Annotated in this window: 16 protein-coding genes and 4 tRNA genes; 10 read left to right on the plus strand and 10 right to left on the minus strand. The window is 41.1% G+C overall.

The window, feature by feature from the left end; genetic code table 11:
- The 3 genes from thiE to PSPO_RS02110 all read left to right on the plus strand — a co-directional run bounded on the left by thiE (position 1) and on the right by PSPO_RS02110 (position 4600).
- Positions 1-1515, plus strand: coding sequence for a thiamine phosphate synthase (gene thiE, locus PSPO_RS02100; protein ID WP_010561092.1), 1515 nt, complete (start codon positions 1-3; stop codon positions 1513-1515).
- A gap of 2 nt (positions 1516-1517) precedes the next feature.
- Positions 1518-2270: a HesA/MoeB/ThiF family protein gene (locus PSPO_RS02105; RefSeq protein WP_010561091.1), complete on the plus strand. Its 753-nt coding sequence runs from the start codon at positions 1518-1520 to the stop codon at positions 2268-2270.
- Between the two features lie 128 nt (positions 2271-2398).
- A complete protein-coding gene (locus tag PSPO_RS02110) occupies positions 2399-4600 on the plus strand; it encodes a M14 family zinc carboxypeptidase (RefSeq protein WP_010561090.1) in 2202 nt (733 codons plus the stop codon).
- A gap of 30 nt (positions 4601-4630) precedes the next feature.
- Here the strand turns inward: PSPO_RS02110 and asd are convergent, their stop codons facing one another.
- Together asd and rsgA are read right to left on the minus strand one after the other, a co-directional pair.
- Complete coding sequence (asd, locus tag PSPO_RS02115; protein WP_010561089.1) at positions 4631-5548, minus strand: archaetidylserine decarboxylase; 918 nt, start codon at positions 5546-5548, stop codon at positions 4631-4633.
- 54 nt (positions 5549-5602) lie between these two features.
- Positions 5603-6658: a small ribosomal subunit biogenesis GTPase RsgA gene (gene rsgA / locus PSPO_RS02120; RefSeq protein ID WP_010561088.1), complete on the minus strand. Its 1056-nt coding sequence runs from the start codon at positions 6656-6658 to the stop codon at positions 5603-5605.
- Positions 6659-6769: 111 nt separating this feature from the next.
- On the opposite strand from rsgA, the gene orn reads away from it, so the two are divergent.
- The 5 genes from orn (at position 6770) to PSPO_RS02145 (ending at position 7973) form a co-directional block, all read left to right on the plus strand.
- On the plus strand, positions 6770-7315 hold the full coding sequence (gene orn, locus PSPO_RS02125) for an oligoribonuclease (RefSeq protein ID WP_010561087.1): 546 nt from the start codon (positions 6770-6772) through the stop codon (positions 7313-7315).
- Between the two features lie 170 nt (positions 7316-7485).
- Positions 7486-7561: transfer RNA gene (locus PSPO_RS02130), tRNA-Gly, on the plus strand.
- Positions 7562-7615: 54 nt separating this feature from the next.
- Positions 7616-7691, plus strand: a tRNA-Gly gene (locus tag PSPO_RS02135).
- A gap of 105 nt (positions 7692-7796) precedes the next feature.
- Positions 7797-7872: transfer RNA gene (locus PSPO_RS02140), tRNA-Gly, on the plus strand.
- A gap of 25 nt (positions 7873-7897) precedes the next feature.
- A tRNA-Gly gene (locus PSPO_RS02145) sits at positions 7898-7973 on the plus strand.
- A gap of 256 nt (positions 7974-8229) precedes the next feature.
- Here the strand turns inward: PSPO_RS02145 and PSPO_RS02150 are convergent.
- On the minus strand, positions 8230-9129 hold the full coding sequence (locus PSPO_RS02150; protein WP_010561086.1) for a phosphoribulokinase: 900 nt from the start codon (positions 9127-9129) through the stop codon (positions 8230-8232).
- Between the two features lie 124 nt (positions 9130-9253).
- Here PSPO_RS02150 and PSPO_RS02155 point away from each other — a divergent pair, with 124 nt between their 5' ends.
- Entirely contained in the window at positions 9254-10135 is an 882-nt protein-coding gene (locus PSPO_RS02155; protein WP_010561085.1) for a hypothetical protein, read from the plus strand.
- A 23-nt stretch (positions 10136-10158) separates the two neighbouring features.
- Here the strand turns inward: PSPO_RS02155 and PSPO_RS02160 are convergent, their stop codons facing one another.
- The 5 genes from PSPO_RS02160 to PSPO_RS02180 all read right to left on the minus strand — a co-directional run bounded on the left by PSPO_RS02160 (position 10159) and on the right by PSPO_RS02180 (position 13772).
- The gene (locus PSPO_RS02160; protein ID WP_010561084.1) at positions 10159-10833 is read right to left on the minus strand and encodes a site-specific integrase; all 675 of its coding nucleotides are present in this window, start codon (positions 10831-10833) and stop codon (positions 10159-10161) included.
- Positions 10834-10947: 114 nt separating this feature from the next.
- A complete protein-coding gene (locus PSPO_RS02165; protein WP_010561083.1) occupies positions 10948-12297 on the minus strand; it encodes an NAD(P)/FAD-dependent oxidoreductase in 1350 nt (449 codons plus the stop codon).
- Entirely contained in the window at positions 12294-12854 is a 561-nt protein-coding gene (locus PSPO_RS02170; RefSeq protein ID WP_010561082.1) for a GNAT family N-acetyltransferase, read from the minus strand. Before PSPO_RS02170 ends, PSPO_RS02165 begins: the two co-directional genes overlap by 4 nt.
- Positions 12847-13188 (minus strand): DUF2750 domain-containing protein, encoded by a 342-nt coding sequence (locus tag PSPO_RS02175; RefSeq protein ID WP_010561081.1) that lies wholly within the window; start codon positions 13186-13188, stop codon positions 12847-12849. The genes PSPO_RS02170 and PSPO_RS02175 overlap by 8 nt, the downstream gene beginning before the upstream one ends.
- A 5-nt stretch (positions 13189-13193) precedes the next feature.
- Positions 13194-13772 (minus strand): glutathione S-transferase family protein, encoded by a 579-nt coding sequence (locus tag PSPO_RS02180; protein ID WP_010561080.1) that lies wholly within the window; start codon positions 13770-13772, stop codon positions 13194-13196.
- Positions 13773-13868: 96 nt separating this feature from the next.
- Between PSPO_RS02180 and PSPO_RS02185 the strand changes: the two genes are divergently transcribed.
- On the plus strand, positions 13869-14363 hold the full coding sequence (locus PSPO_RS02185; protein WP_010561079.1) for a GNAT family N-acetyltransferase: 495 nt from the start codon (positions 13869-13871) through the stop codon (positions 14361-14363).
- Between the two features lie 327 nt (positions 14364-14690).
- Here PSPO_RS02185 and PSPO_RS02190 read toward each other — a convergent pair whose 3' ends face one another.
- Together PSPO_RS02190 and PSPO_RS02195 are read right to left on the minus strand one after the other, a co-directional pair.
- The gene (locus tag PSPO_RS02190) at positions 14691-15545 is read right to left on the minus strand and encodes a collagenase (protein WP_010561078.1); all 855 of its coding nucleotides are present in this window, start codon (positions 15543-15545) and stop codon (positions 14691-14693) included.
- A gap of 249 nt (positions 15546-15794) precedes the next feature.
- On the minus strand, positions 15795-16301 hold the full coding sequence (locus PSPO_RS02195; RefSeq protein ID WP_010561077.1) for a hypothetical protein: 507 nt from the start codon (positions 16299-16301) through the stop codon (positions 15795-15797).
- Positions 16302-16375: the final 74 nt, after the last annotated feature.

Here is a 16375-nt window from a genome sequence, read left to right on the forward strand (position 1 = left end):
ATGGGTAATTTAATTTGGACTATTGCTGGCTCTGACGCTGGTGGCGGCGCGGGAATTCAAGCCGATATAAAAGCAGCGCAAAGTTTTGGTGTACATGCATGTAACGTGATTACCGCACTTACAGCGCAAAATAGCATGGGCGTTGAAGAGATTAATGGCGTTGCAATCAAGGTGATTGAATCCCAGCTTGACGCCCTTGAGCAAGATGTACAACCTAAAGTGATTAAAATTGGCATGCTTGCCAATGAACAGCAAGTAGAGTTTATTGCTAATACACTTAAACGCTACAAAACCACATGGCAAACGCCACCAGTTGTTGTTTACGACCCTGTAGCGGTAGCCTCAAGCGGTGATAGCTTAACCGAAGAAGATATTCTACCGGCAATTAAAACCCATTTATTACCACAAGTAGATGTGATCACCCCTAATACCCGAGAAACCCAAATTCTTACCGGTGTGTATCTAATTGGCCCAAGCGCAGTACAAGATGCAGCGAAAGCGTTTAATGAATTAGGTGTACCAAGTGTGCTGATAAAAGGCGGGCATTGGGATTACCCTAAAGGCTATTGCATCGATTATGGTGCTCATCAAGGTGAAGAGTATTGGTTAGGCAATAAAGCTGTTAACACACCGCACAGTCATGGTACTGGGTGTGCCTTTGCTTCTAGTATTGCAGCCAATCTCGCGAAAGACTATCCGCTGAAAGATGCCTTTATTCTTGCTAAAGCCTACATTAATCAAGGATTAAAACATGCAACACGCTTTGGTCAAGGTATCGGCCCTGTGGCTCATTGTGGTTTCCCCCACGATATCAATGATTACCCAGAAGTAATTGAAGCGGATTCGTGGCTAGGTCAGGAACTAGATCTAGAAATGGATTCTGAGCAAGTTAGCGCCCGTGATTTTGCAAAAATAGAAACGCGTAATTTAGGTATTTACCCCGTGGTTGATTCCGTTGATTGGATTGAACGCTGCTTAAAAGCGGGCATTAAAACCATTCAGCTGCGTATCAAAGATAGTAGCGATGCTGATCTTGAAGAAAAAATCGCAACCGCGATTACCCTTGGTAAAAAATACGACGCGCGCTTATTTATCAATGACTACTGGCAATTAGCGATAAAGCATGGTGCTTACGGTATTCACCTTGGCCAAGAAGATATTTCAGTCGCTAATTTGGCTGAAATCAAACAAGCGGGTATTCGCTTAGGTGTATCTACCCATGGTTTTTATGAAATGCTGCGCGCGCATAATTATCGCCCAAGTTATCTAGCCTTTGGTGCAATTTATCCAACCACAACTAAAGATATGACGGGGCAAATTCAAGGCCTAGAAAAGTTAAAACACTTTGTACCACTAATGCATGATTACCCTGTCGTGGCAATTGGTGGAATAGACTTAGCCCGTGCTGAAGAGGTTGCAAAAACTGGCGTTGGCAGTATTGCCGTTGTGCGCGCAATTACAGAAGCAGCTGACCCGGAAGCGGCCATTGTTGAACTTGAAAGTGTATTGAAGTAATCATGTCATCGTTATCAAACCAAGAATTAATTCGTTATTCTCGCCAGTTACTATTGCCAGAAATTGACGAGAATGCGCAACTTAAATTAAAAGCTGCGCGCGTATTAATTATTGGTTTGGGTGGGCTTGGTTCACCTGCAGCGTTTTATTTAGCAGCATCGGGTATTGGACAGCTAACTTTGGTCGACCATGATGAGGTTGAGCTGTCTAATTTGCAGCGGCAAATTCTCTATAAAATTAGTCATATAGGGCAAAGTAAAAGTAAAGCCGCGGGCAAAACGCTGCAAGCGCTGAATAATCAAATATCAATATCGACGCTTTCGCAAAAGTTGGATGAGCAAAATGCCAAGGCACTTATCGAAAATTGTGATTTAGTACTCGATTGCAGTGATAACTTTAAAACACGTTATTTAGTTAATCGCCTTGCTAAGCAGTTTGCTAAACCGCTTGTTTCGGGAGCAGCGATGGGCTGGCAGGGGCAATTGTGTATTGTCGATAATAAAAATGATAACGCACCTTGCTATGAATGCTTGTTTGCCAACCAAGGTGTAAGTAGTGCACAAAACTGTGATACCTTAGGCGTTATCAGCCCGCTGCTTGGTGTAATTGGCGCGCAGCAGGCAATTGCAGCAATACTTTTACTGTTGGGTGAAGATAACTTACCGCAGTTTTTACAATTTGATGCGCAGAGCTTTAAACAAAGCGCTTTTTCGTTTGCAACGTCACAAACCTGTACAGTGTGTAACAAACGTTAAGCTAAGTAAGTATCTAGATAAAACCGATACGATTCTACGTAATACTACCTTTTATTTACATTTCCCAACGTTATGGTGTTTGTGTTTTTACCCGAATTAGGTATTTTAGATTAATAATTGGAGGGAACATGCTTAGAAAATTATTAATTTCAGCAGCAATGCTTGGCGCGGCAAATGCGCATGCACAGCCATCACAACACTATTTAGTCACTTTTCCTAATGAGGATATTGAAGCCAAAGCTAAGATAAGTTTGCATCATAACTTAATTGGCGATCGTCCAAATGGTGTGTTGTTTACACTCTCCAGTGAAGAACAATCCTTATTAAAGCGCTTTGGTGCAACCTTGCAACCTGCAGATAATTTGGCAAAGCAGTTTTTAACCAAGCAAAAAAATATTTTTGATAAGCTAACTAACACAAGCACAGGGATTCCTGGTTTTAGTTGTTACGCAACGGTTGAAGAAACCTTTCAGCAAGTAGACGACTTAGTTGCGGCTCACCCCGAATACACAGAACTTGTGGATATCGGTGATTCTTGGCAAAAGCAAAACAAAGGTGAAGGCTACGATTTAAAAGTTTTAAAAATTGGTAAAAAAGATTTAGTTAATCCGCCTATTTTATTTATTCAAAGCGCCATGCATGCACGCGAGCTAGCTACAGCCGCATTGACATTAGATTTTGCCAAACAGTTATTAGCAGAGCGGGAAACCAATGCCGATATCAACTGGATTTTGGAAACACAACAAATTCATATTCTCTTTCAAACAAATCCCGATGGACGAAAAATTGCGGAAACAGGCGTTTCTCAGCGTAAAAATGTTAACGAAAATCATTGTTTAGAGGCCAATGTTGGTGTTGATTTAAATCGTAATTTTAGCTTTGGCTGGGGCTCGGTTGATGGTGGCTCTAGTGGTGATGCGTGCTCTGCAACGTATCGTGGAGATAGCCCAGGTTCAGAGCCAGAAGTGGCCGCAGTTGAGAATTATGTTCGTAGTATTTTCCCCGATCAACGCGGGCCAAATATTAGCGATGCAGCGCCTGAAAATACTCAAGGCTTGTACTTAGATATTCACAGTTACAGTCAGCTTATTTTATGGCCTTGGGGTGGCAGCTATGATGCTGCGCCAAATGCCAAAGGGTTAGAATCGTTAGGTCGAAAACTTGCGTATTTTAATGACTATCGGCCAATGCAATCGGTAGGTTTATACCCGACCGATGGTACTTCAGATAATTTAGCTTATGGTGAACTTGGTATTGCGCATATTACCTTTGAATTAGGTACCGCATTTTTCCAATCGTGTGGCTATTATGGTGCGTTAGTCAAGCCAGATAACTTAAAGGCACTACTTTATGCAGCTAAGGTAACAAAAGCGCCTTATCAGTTAACACAGGGTCCAGATATTGCCGATATAAATTTTGCGTTGAATGCGCAGCAGCAAATAGTTTTAAAAGCAAACGCAACGGATACGCGCTTTAAAAACAATAGCTCTTGGCCAATGCAAAATATTACTAAGGTAAGGTTTGCGGTTAATCAGCTGGTGTCAGATGACAATCAACAGCTGGCGACGTTTAGTGATGGTAACGCAGATAGCATCACTGAGCAGTTTGAGATTGTGATTAACGACAATCAATTAATCGACAAAAAAGCAATTGTGTATATGCAAGCGCAGGATAGTGATGGTTATTGGGGCACGATTACGGCGCAAAGTATTGATACGAATCCGCCAAGTGTCGCAGGAAACGTTGTGTGTTCTGGCGCTAAATGCCAATTTAATGTGGAAAACCCAGTAAGTGGCTTCAACTACAAATGGCAACTGTCTAGCGGTGATGTGCTCGAAGGGGAAGAGGCGACACATATATTGCCTTCACTTGGTGACTATTCTGCAACCCTTGTTGTGACTAACTCGATTGGTGTGTCAAATAGCTTAGCTATACACTTTAATGTTACAGAGTTATTTGCGCCAGAAGTAGTTGCTTCACACCGGTGTAACTATTTAGCGTGTGAGTTTGATGCATCGCTTAGTACAGATGCTGATAGCAACACGTTAAGTTATACTTGGAAAGCGGAAGACGCATCTGCGAGTGGCAAGGTATTCTCGCATAACTTCTCTCAATCAGGCAGCTATAAAGTTGAGTTAGTGGTAACTGATGAACATGAGCAAGCGGCGCGTTATGAGTTTGATTTAAAGGTTGAAGCTGAGCCAGAGCCCGTACCTCTTCCTGAAGTACCAGATGACGTTAAAAAAGAGTCTTCTGGCAGTAATTCATTGTTTATGTTGTTTATTCTTACTGCTGGCGCATTGATAAGAAGACAGCGCGTAAAACATTAAAAAAGGGAGCGGTTGCTCCCTTTTTTGATTTTAATACTGATTAGTCTTCAGTAGGGGGTCAGCTTGTTCGCTTTGCTCTTCTTTATTTTTGATTTTCGCAAATGGCGTACCCATGCGCGTTACTGTGCCTGCAACTTCACCATCAAGGAAATCTGCTACTTCAGAACCCCACGCTAAAATAACGGTAGAGCCCAATTTAAAGCGGCCCATTTCATCACCTTTATTTAAAATAAGTTGATTGTGGCCGTTTTCAGGGTAATCCCATGTGAATACGTCTTTACCTGCTGGTGGTGTTACTGTGCCAGCCCAAATAGTTTCGATGCTAGCTACAATGGTTGCACCCACTAATACCATAGCAAGAGGGCCAATCTCAGTATCAAAAATAGCAACTACACGCTCATTGCGTGAGAACAAGTTTGGTACATTTTCAGCGGTAAGTGGGTTTACCGAGAATAAATCACCCGGTACATACACCATTTTGCGCAGTTTACCGCCAATTGGCATATGAATGCGGTGGTAGTCTTTTGGTGCTAAGTAAATCGTTGCAAATTTACCGCCTTGAAACGGCGCTGCTACATTTTCATCCCCGCCAAGTAATTCTTGTAAGCTAAAGTCGTGGCCTTTTGCTTGAATCAAACGATCATCAACTACGTCACCAAGTTGCGAAATTTTACCGTCTACAGGGTGAGCGATAATGTCTTTATCTTCCGCGATTGGGCGCAAGCCGTCTTTTAATGGACGAGTGAAAAATTCGTTAAAGGTTTTATAGTGAGCCGGATCTTCGTATTTGGCTTCGCTCATATCTATGCCGTACTGCTTAATAAAGCCTTTAATTAAGCTGGTGGTTAGTTTGCCTGCTTGTGCTGCTGCTAATTTACCCACTAAGCGAGATATAAGGTGTTTTGGCATGGCGTACTGCGCGCCAATTTTGAATTTATCTAAACTCACGAGGTCGTATCCCTAAAAAATTTTTCGTATTTTACATCAAGTTGTTGAATGACTCTATACTCTTGGATTGCGAGCACCTGCTCGACCATCTTCCATTGATTCTAAAATGCGATGGTAGCTATCAAAGCGTAATTCGCTGATTTTACCTTCGTCAACGGCTTCACGGATAATGCAACCAGGGTCATCAAGGTGTTTGCAGTCTCTAAACTTGCAGCCACCAATAAACTCACGGAACTCTTTAAAGCACCAGGTAACGCGATCATTTTCTAAATGCCATAAGCCAAACTCTCGAATTCCAGGTGAGTCGATTAAATCACCACCCGAGGCTAAATGATGCAGTGTTGAAACCGTTGTAGTGTGCTGACCTAAGCCTGAAACTTCAGATACTTCTTGGGTTAAGATATTCGCGTCGGGTAATAGGCTGTTCACTAATGTGGACTTACCAACACCTGACTGGCCAACAAAAATGCTGCTTTTATCTTTTAATAACGCTTTAAGTTCTTCGACGCCTTGGCCTGTTTTATTACTAATGAAATAAACTTGGTAGCCAATATCGCGATAAATATCGAGCACTTCATCTAAGTACTCAATGCCTTCATCATCGAGTAAGTCGACTTTGTTAAGCACTAAAATTGGCTCTATTCCCATATCTTCGCAGGCAACTAAGTAGCGGTCGATGATGTTGGGAGTAAATTCCGGTAATACGGCCGATACCATTAAAATTTGGTCAATATTGGCGGCAACTACTTTTACACCGTCGTAAAAGTCAGGGCGCGTAAGCTGGCTGGTGCGTTCTTCAACAAGTTCAATTACCCCTGCTAAATCACCTTCGCTTACTTTTGCTGGACGAAAAATAACGTTGTCACCGCAAACAAGGCTTTTAATCGTACGGCGAATATTACAGCGTAGGATCTCGCCGTCAGCTGTTTCAATATCAGCATGTTGACCAAAGCGGCTGATCACTCTGGCGTTTTGTTGCGGACCAAGATTATCGCTTTGCCAAGATTGCTCTTCAGTCTGCTGATTGCCTTTAGCCTGCTTTAAACGCTTTTGATGGTTTGCGCTAATTCTGCGAGATTGACCTTTGCTGAGTTTTTTCCGTTTTGCCACTTTTAGCCTATAACTTAAATAACACTTAAAAAAAGCGTTTTATCTATTGAAGAAGCATAATATGATATATCCAAATTCATTAAATCGAAAGGAAAGCACCGCTAGGTAGTTATGGCTTTTCATGAATCTAATTTAATTTGGCTTGATTTGGAAATGACCGGATTAGAGCCAAGCCAAGATCGCATCTTAGAAATTGCTACAGTAGTAACAGACTCTGAGCTTAATGTTTTAGCTGAAGGCCCTGTAATTGCAGTCCATCAGTCAGACGAAGTACTGGCCGGTATGGACGAGTGGTGCACCAATCAACACGGTAACTCGGGTTTAACTGAACGTGTTCGCAAAAGTAAGCACAGCGAAGAAATGGCAATTCGCGAAACCATCGCATTTCTCGAAAAGTGGGTGCCAAAAGGTGTTTCGCCAATGTGTGGTAACTCAATTGGACAAGATCGACGCTTTTTAAACGTGTATATGCGCGAATTGGAAGATTACTTTCATTACCGCAACATTGACGTTAGCTCAATTAAAGAGCTAGTAAGACGTTGGTCGCCAGACATGCTTAACCTTGTTAAAAAGCAAGGCACACACTTAGCGCTTGATGATATTCGTGAATCAATCGCTGAATTACGTGTTTATCGCCAAAATATCTTCAAAATTTAAAAAATTTTAGCTTTGCTGCTTGCAAAGCTAAATTCTTTATGTAAAATCACGCCCCGCTTAGACGATAAAAGACTTTAAGCATTGGTATGCGAGTACAGTTCAGCTGCTCGAGGTGATAGGTGCGACTAAGGTTGCGCTAACGCTAAGTTAAAAAACGGTTGGTATGGAATGCGAGTATAGCTCAGCTGGTAGAGCGCGACCTTGCCAAGGTCGAGGTCACGAGTTCGAACCTCGTTACTCGCTCCAAATACAATAGGTTAAAACAACCAGAACGTTTTAATCTTATATCTGCATGATTATGCGAGTATAGCTCAGCTGGTAGAGCGCGACCTTGCCAAGGTCGAGGTCACGAGTTCGAACCTCGTTACTCGCTCCAATCATTCAAAAATGCATTATGTAGTACGAGTATAGTTAAGCTGCTCGAGGTGATAGGCGCGACAAGTCGCGCTATAACCAAGTTAAAAAACGGTTTACATGGAATGCGAGTATAGCTCAGCTGGTAGAGCGCGACCTTGCCAAGGTCGAGGTCACGAGTTCGAACCTCGTTACTCGCTCCAATTATTCAAAAATGCATTATGTGACGCGAGTATAGCTCAGCTGGTAGAGCGCGACCTTGCCAAGGTCGAGGTCACGAGTTCGAACCTCGTTACTCGCTCCAACTCTTCTTCAAGTAAATCCCGATAAGTTAACCGCCAAGGTCGAACTTTTAATATTAAGAGTTCTAACCACGTTACTAGCTCCAATTCTTCTTCAAGTGAATTCAGATAAGTTAATTGCTAAGCACTAAATTTCTAACTTTATTTTAGTTTTTTTAGAAATTAGATAAAAAGATTTCAGAATTCAGAAAAACAATCTGAAACTTTCTTTAGAAATCTCAAATCTCAAATCTCAAATCTCAAATCTCAAATCTAGTTTTAAATTGGCAATGAGTTTTGTCTTAAGTCTTGAAGGGCACGCTTTTTATTGATGATATCCTCTATGAGAGGTCGCAGTATCAGCTCCATTGCTAAGCCCATCTTTCCGCCTGGTACCACCATGGTATTCATACGTGACATAAACGCACCATTGATCATTTGCAAATAGTACGGAAAATCTACATCACCAATACCGCGAAAACGAATAACCACAAAGCTTTCATCAAGTGATGGGATATCTTTTGCGCTAAATGGGTTTGATGTATCAACCGTTGGCACACGTTGAAAGTTAATATGGGTGCGAGAAAACTGTGGTGTAATATGGTTAATATAATCATCCATAGAACGCACGATAGAGCCCATTACAGCCTCATGTGAATGGCCTCGGTCTTGTGTATCGCGAATAAGTTTTTGGATCCATTCAAGGTTAATAATAGGAACCATGCCGATTAGCAAATCAACATGGCGTGCAACATCAACATCGTTGTCTACTGCGCCGCCATGTAATCCTTCATAGAATAAAATATCAGTGTCATTTTCAAGGTCTTGCCACGGCGTAAATGTGCCGGGTAACTGGTTGTAAGGAACAGCTTCGTCAAAGGTATGCAAATAGCGACGGCTTTTACCCGAACCAGTATTGCCGTAGTCAGTAAATAACTGTTCTAACGATGCAAGATCGTTGGCTTCTGTACCAAAATAGCTAATATGCTTGCCTTCTTGATGCGCTTCGCGAATACGCTTATCCATTTCAGGGCGTGTATAGCGGTGAAAGCTATCTCCCTCAACAAATGCCGCATTAATATTTAAGCTGCGGAAGATGTGTTTAATTGCATTGGTTGATGTGGTCGTTCCTGCACCGGATGAACCTGTGATTGCAATAATGGGGTGTTTGGCTGACATAGAGCACACTATTTTTAGTTGTTTATGTGTTTATATCTGGGCGGCAGTGATTGGTCAAGTTTGTCTTTATTACAATAGCTGTGATATTAATGGAAAAAATACGCATAATAGTTTGAAAATAATAATGAAAAAAACCGTGATCTTTGCTTTGTTGGCATCTGCATGTAGCACTGTTTTTGCTAGTAATACGGCATCGAGTTTACCTAATACCGATGTGTTTTTAGTTAAATTCAACAACAATAAACTCGTTAGCGCTAAAAATATCTCTAACCGTCTTGGATACGATAATCAACCTAACTTTATTGATGGTGGTTTGCTTTATACCGCAGGGCTACAGTCTGGTGAATCGTGGCAAACAGATGTAATGCATTACGATTTCAAAACCAAACAAACAACGAATTTAACCAACACCAAAGTTAGTGAATATTCGCCAACAAAAGTGCCAAATGAAGACAGCTTTTCAGTTATTTTAGAAGGACATGATGGTAGCCAAGAATTGTGGCAATACGGTTTAAATAAGCCAAAGCCTGCCAAATTATTACGCAAGGAAGTAGGCAAAATTGGCTATCACGCTTGGGGAAGAAATTACGATTTAATTACCTTTGTGCTTGGAGAGCCACATTCCCTTTATTTTGGTAATACACAAAAACAAACTGGTAAACCTGTTGCTGGCAATATAGGTCGCACTTTAGCGTTTAATCAAACGCTAAATGTGTATTCGTTTAGCCAATATAAAAATAATCAGCAGTGGGTTACGTTATTTAGTAGCGAAGATCATTCATTTAAACCTGTATTACAGTTGCCCGAAGGTGTTGATTATTATGCATGGCAAGGTGATGATGCGCTGATTTATGGTAAAGAAAATGTAATTTATCGTTGGTCATTAAACAGTGCTAAAAAGCCAGCTAAATGGCTTGATTTAAGTGCACACTGCGAGCATAAAATTACCCGACTAAAATATCAAAAAGAAACTGAGTTATTGGCTTTTGTTTGTGATAGAAGTTAGTTTTTGGGGTTAAAAATAAAAGCCTAGTGCCTATCACAAAAGCGTTGCCATGAAATACTGCCTGGCAGCGCTCTCACACCACGGATAATCTGCCACAATAATTTGCTGTTTTCGAATTCAGAGTGTGCGTAGTCCTTAAACCCCATTAAATAATTAAATGCATCTTTGCTACCAGCTTGAATGGATGAAATGCGAATTTGTGCTTCAAAGTTCAATCGAAACGAGCTTATTGCCGCTTTTCTGCCATCTAAATCAATATTTGGGATATGGCATTTTTGCAAGTAACCCGCGCGTTCACCTTCACCAGAGAACCATATGCGCACTTTTTCACTGTAACGGCCTGACTTAGCAGGCAAGTCGAACATTAAGCGTTGCTGCCCTTGTTGCTTTAAAAAGTGAAGGTAGTCTAAAAAACCATGCTCAATAAGCATAGGGTGCACAGGAATACGACGTGGTTTTATTTTGTTATTGGTATGAAAGTCAAAAAAGTAATGACCATCTTGCTTCGTTACATTATCCAGTGTGAGTTGACCAATTTCGTCACTAAATGTGCCAGTGTAATAACTTATTAATGGCAGCCAAAAGTGCCAATGCTTAGCTTGCTCTCGCGGCATTTTGTGGTCGCCATAAATATACCCTTTGAATAAGGTATGAATTTCCATATTAGTAAACGGGCGGCGGCCTAAATGGGTTTTCACTGAATATCCAATAAATGAATGAGTTAGCAACTATTTTAGCAAATATTGGTGGAATAACTAGAGCTTAGGTTGTTACTAAGTGAAATCGTTAAATAATGCGCATAAGCGCACCATTTAATAAAAGCGGTCTTTCACTTGTGCATATTGATAATAAGCAAACTGTCCTAACCGTCTAAAATGCGGAAAAGGTAAGTAGGGTAGAGGTGTGTTGTAAAGAGGTAAGTTTGGTACTGTTTTACCTGCTACCATTTGTGCCATGCGATAGCCTGCCTGTGCACTAAACGACACGCCTGCACCACAATAACCTAGTATAAAGCCAAGCTTACCGTCAAAATTAATATGCGGCATATCATCGAGAGCAGCAGCAATAAAACCATTCCAGTAATAATCATGCTCGATATTAGCAAGGCTTGGAAAACAATCGCTTAGGCCCTTTTTTAAGTTGGCTAAATACACCGATTTATTTTGATGTTTGGCATAAACAGCCCCGCGACCACCGAATAACAGCCGGTTGTCTGGCAATAATCGGTAATAGTATTTTAGTGTTCGCGTGTCCATACATACTTGGTTGGTTTGCAGGCCTGATTCTGCTAATTGTTTTGCTGTAAGTGGCTTAGAGACAAATATACTGCTTAAAATAGGCAGATATCGGTTGTTAATAGCCTTATGTGTTAGTTTGCTATTATATGCGTTGCCCGCGATAACTAATTTATTGCAGCTTAGTTGGCAGCCATTAACGGATAACTGAAAGCCACTTGCTGTTTCCGTTATATTTTCAACTAACGCGTTTTCAAACAGGGTGACACCGCTCTCAAGCATAGCAGTACGATAGCCAAGTAATAACTTTAATGGATTCACACCAAAACTATCGCTGTAGCGCAGTGCGCCATAGGCTTGTTGATTTTTCATGTAGTGCGCACTGAGCTCGTCTTGGCTCAGCCATTGGCAAGGCGGTGTGCTTGAACTTTGCAAGTGTGTTTGAATATATTCAGCTTGGGCATTTAAGGTTTGCAGTGCATTTTGATTGTGTGCAATTTTTAAATAACCGTTTTCTTGTTTATCACATGCAATATCATGTTTTGCAATAAGTTGCTCTACGCGATTTACAGCATCACTGAATTCGGCATAAATCCCTTTGCTAACATCCACTCCCCACTTCTCGGTCATTTGAGGGTAGCTTAGGCGACCTGAGCCTTTAAGCACAAAACCTGCATTTCGCGCACTGGCACCAAAACCTACCTGATTTGCTTCAAGTACGCATACATCTAAGTGATGTTCAGTTGCTAAATGATATGCAGTTAAAAGTCCTGAATAACCGCCGCCAATTATTGCAACATCAAACTGCTGTTGACTGGTGACGCTTGATTTAGCCGTTGGCAAATCAATAGTGCTGGCCCAATAACTAGGGGCAAAGGCTTGTCCTTGGCAGTGGGGATGTTGTAGCGGATCGTATAATTGGCTCATGCAAATTCAATCGCCATTTCTGCCGCACTGCAGTAGCAAGGTACGCCGCAAATAGTGCAGTGATAATTCTCTTCAATGCTGTAGTTATACCAGCGGTTTTTGTGCTCTTTAATCAATTTTCCGCCGGCATTAGTAAAATATTTTACCGCACCATTGCCTGGGCTTTGCTGCCATAAGTGGCCAATACCCGCTTTTGCACCTTGTTCCTTAAGCGCTTCGATTGATGCACTTAATAGCTTAGGGCCAATGCCTTTACCCTGTTGATTAGGATCAACGGCAATGCATTTAAAGTACGCCATTTTATCTTGTTGGCAAGGCCATAAAGACGGGCTGCACCATTCATCAAGTGGCCATTGATTGGCTGCATAACTTAAGCGCAGGCCCACGACGTTATCATCTTCTAATGCAATAAAGTTGGCATTGATACCATTTTTGTTAGCCTTGTTTTGCATTTCCATTAAGTTTGCTAAATCAAGGTAGTTGTCGCCGTGAACTAAGTTAGCAAGCGCAATCGCTTGCTGATAATACTGTTCACCAAGAGGGATAACTTTAATCATTTGAAAGTGCTTCAAGCAATGAATCGGCTTCTAGCTCAATTGCGATTTGTTCGTCACTTAAGTCTAAACCAATAAGTAACTCATCTTCTTTAAGGTGCGGTAACAAATCTAAAACATCATCATAATTGATTTCGATAACATTAAAGTGTTGCCACTCGCCTTGACACTGTTGTTGCGCAATTTCTGATGATGACCAAATTAATAGTGCATCGCGCTCATCATTAAATTCTGATTGCGCGATTAGTAAACCACTTTCACTTGATAGCACAAATGCTTGTTGTGACTGTTTTAACTGGTTTACAAAGTCATCAATGCGTTCTAAATGTTCGCTCATAGTGTCTAATCTCTTGGTGCTGTTTCTATGTTCGAAGCACGATTTTTATGTTCTGAATGGAATACTTGAAGCGCACTATAGCAAGTCAAATCGGTTAAGTTTCTGAAGATAATCCAATCTAGTAAGCAAAATAGTGATATAGCAACGTAGTTATAATCGCTAAATGTACCTTGTTCTGCGGCATCATTTAACACTGATAAAACACCGTTTATACGCTCACGTTGTAAATTGAAAAACAGTTTGTCGTCATTGGTGTCGAATTCCGAGCGCTGACAAATTAAAAGCTCAACCAAAGAATCGTTCGCAGAGTTAATTAGGGTTAGTGTATTTTCTTGGTTCCAGCTTAACGGGGTGAAATCTAATTTTTGGGCCAAGTAACGGTAAATAACGTTTGAATCAAAAATCACCTGCTCACCGTCAAGTAACATAGGAATTTTTCGCGTTGGGTTGAGTTTAACTAAGGTTTCTCGGTCTTTCTCGGCAAAAATATTAAGGTTTAAAAAGTGTAATTCAATATCTTTTTCGATAGCCAATGCGCGAAGGCGGCGTACATAAGGGGAGGTTAGCGAACCATAAAGTTGCATAAGTAGCTCTCGCTTAATATGAAATTTAGTTATTTATATCAGGTCTTGGCGAGTGATACTATGGCTTGGCAGTGACAATTTTATTTAGAACTAAAAATGAAAACGCGTATAGCAAAACAAATCGATTTACCCGCAATAGTCGACATTTATAACCAAACGATAGACAGTCGAATGGTAACCGCGGATACCGAACCACAATCAGTGGCAAGTAAACAAGCATGGTTTGATAGCCATACTGACACTCGGCCAATTTATGTTGTTGAAGATAATGAACAGGTGGTTGCATGGTTAAGCTTTAAGTCGTTTTACGGTCGCCCGGCATATAATGGTACTGTTGAAATTGCCATTTATGTTGACAGCAATCAGCGCGGTAAGCAGATTGGGCAAACGTTATTGCAGTTTGCAGAGTCTCTTTCACCTAAGCTTCAAATCAAAAGTTTGTTGGCATTTATTTTTAGCCACAATACACCCAGCATGCGACTTTTTATTAAAAATGATTTTGCCGTTTGGGGTGAGTTGCCAAATGTGGCAAAAATGGATGATAAAGAATACAGTTTAACGATTTTAGGTAAGCGAGTAGGCGAAAATTAAGTTTAAAAAAGGCTTTAATATTTAACATTAAAGCCTTTGCTAGGGTCTGTTGAACTTTGCTGTTCTATTTTTGTTCTGCTTGAGCGTGCTTTTATCGCGGCGCTCGATATGTGGCCTAGCAATCTAAGCGAATATCGAGCAACAATGAGAAAAGTGCGCTCAAAAGAACCATTCGGCAGCGCTTGATTGGGTTTTCTACTGTGTTATCGGCTGACTTACATAGAATAACTATGCCACGCAGCCTCTGCCTTGTATAAAACCCAATCAAACTGCTGCAAAAACGAACTTGAAAGGTCAACAGACCCTAGGTATAGCTTAGATAAGTTACTATTTAAGCTCTGCAAGCCATTGGCTAAAATCATTATCCATTGATTTACCCCATTGTTTTACCAACGCTTGGTAGCGGGTGTATTGACCTTTGCGCGTTAGTGCCAGCATTTGTTCAACTTTGTCGCGCTGTTTTTCCATCATATAGCGCGATGCTAAATAACCCCAAACATAAACGCGTTCCGAGCCGCCATTTTGCTCATAACTGGTGTTAAATAGTTCACTTAGATGAATGATTTGTTTTTTTGCTGCTTTTACTGCACGTTCGTTATCTTTACCTTTTGCGATGTACTCAGCAATACCTTCACTCCACCACACTAAGTGAGGTAATAACGGTGCTGGTTTTGGGCAGTATTCTGGGCCCGAATGAGAGTCATGTAGGTTAGCGCAAAAGTCACCAAACATATTAAAGCGGCCATCCAGATAATGCACATATTCATGGCTTAAATTCCAAATCTGACCTTTCTTTTGGTAAGCGACGAATTCAGCTGAGTTATTGGGTAAATGCGGTAAACCTTCCAAATACATGCCGCCATTATCGCTTGGAACATCAAAGTGTTCAGTTACATATCGCACATAGGCATCGCGATCTTGATAAATATTGGCTCGCAAGCGGTGATTATTATCATTCGCTACAGGCTTATCTTGAGTATTAAAAACACTATGAAAACGTGCTTCTTGCGCTGACAGCATTTTACATGCAGCGTTTTCTTGTTCTTTGCTAAGTGCTTGATGGCGCAGTACGATGGTTTTACTGCAATTTTTCACATTGACTAAAACGTCGTTCACACTGGGCGTAGCTGCACAGGCATAAGTTGTAAATAAAAAGCTGGATAACAGCGTTAATCTTTTCATTGGTATATTGTATTCAATTTCAAATTAAAATGATTACAACAAATTAATTTACATTGGTCAATCAAGTGTTTTCCAAAGGTGCTCTTGCGTATGTTTTTCTCATTGTTGGCTAGGTGAATGTCAATTAGGGGCGTGAGAAGGATATACAGGGTTACTTGATATTCGCATAGATTGCTTAGCCACATATTGAATGCTGCAACAAAAACGCTCAATAGAGAGCAAGAATAGAATTGTAACGATCAACAGCCCCTAGGGGTAAAGTTGGGTTAAACCAGATTGGCCTTGCATATCGCCAATAATCCAAACTTGCTCAAATGGGTGCGGGGTTGGCATAGCAAAATGATGTTGCAGGGCTTGAATATCGTCATTGCGCCAAAATGGATTTGCGTTGCGGATCACCAGCCACACGCGTTTAGAATCATAATGTTTTAATGCTTTGTTAGCTAAAATGCGCTGCAGAGCTTTTGTTAAACGAGTTTCTATTGGTTCGAGTAGAAGCGCTTTTAGGTTGTCTTTGGTTTCGCTGCTGAGTTCGCGGTGCAGAATTGCCATTGCCTCTTTCTCGCTACCGTAAAGGTGGGCAATTTCAATATCGAGCTTATCTTCGCCTTGGTAACAGCTTACATCAGGTTTACTCGGTTGGTTATGCCAAATATGGCGCATGGGTAAGCTAAATTGTTTTTCAAATAGGCGTAAAAAGAGCTTGGCTGCTTGATGCTCTAGTTCAATTTTTTCTTTATCGCTGGCGCTTAACATGAAATATTTGGCTGAAAATACGGCTAAAATCGTTGCGATTACTGTAGCGTGAGAGTGTTTTAGAATGCAAGTGG

This window comes from Pseudoalteromonas spongiae UST010723-006 (genome assembly GCF_000238255.3).
Lineage (GTDB): Bacteria > Pseudomonadota > Gammaproteobacteria > Enterobacterales > Alteromonadaceae > Pseudoalteromonas > Pseudoalteromonas spongiae.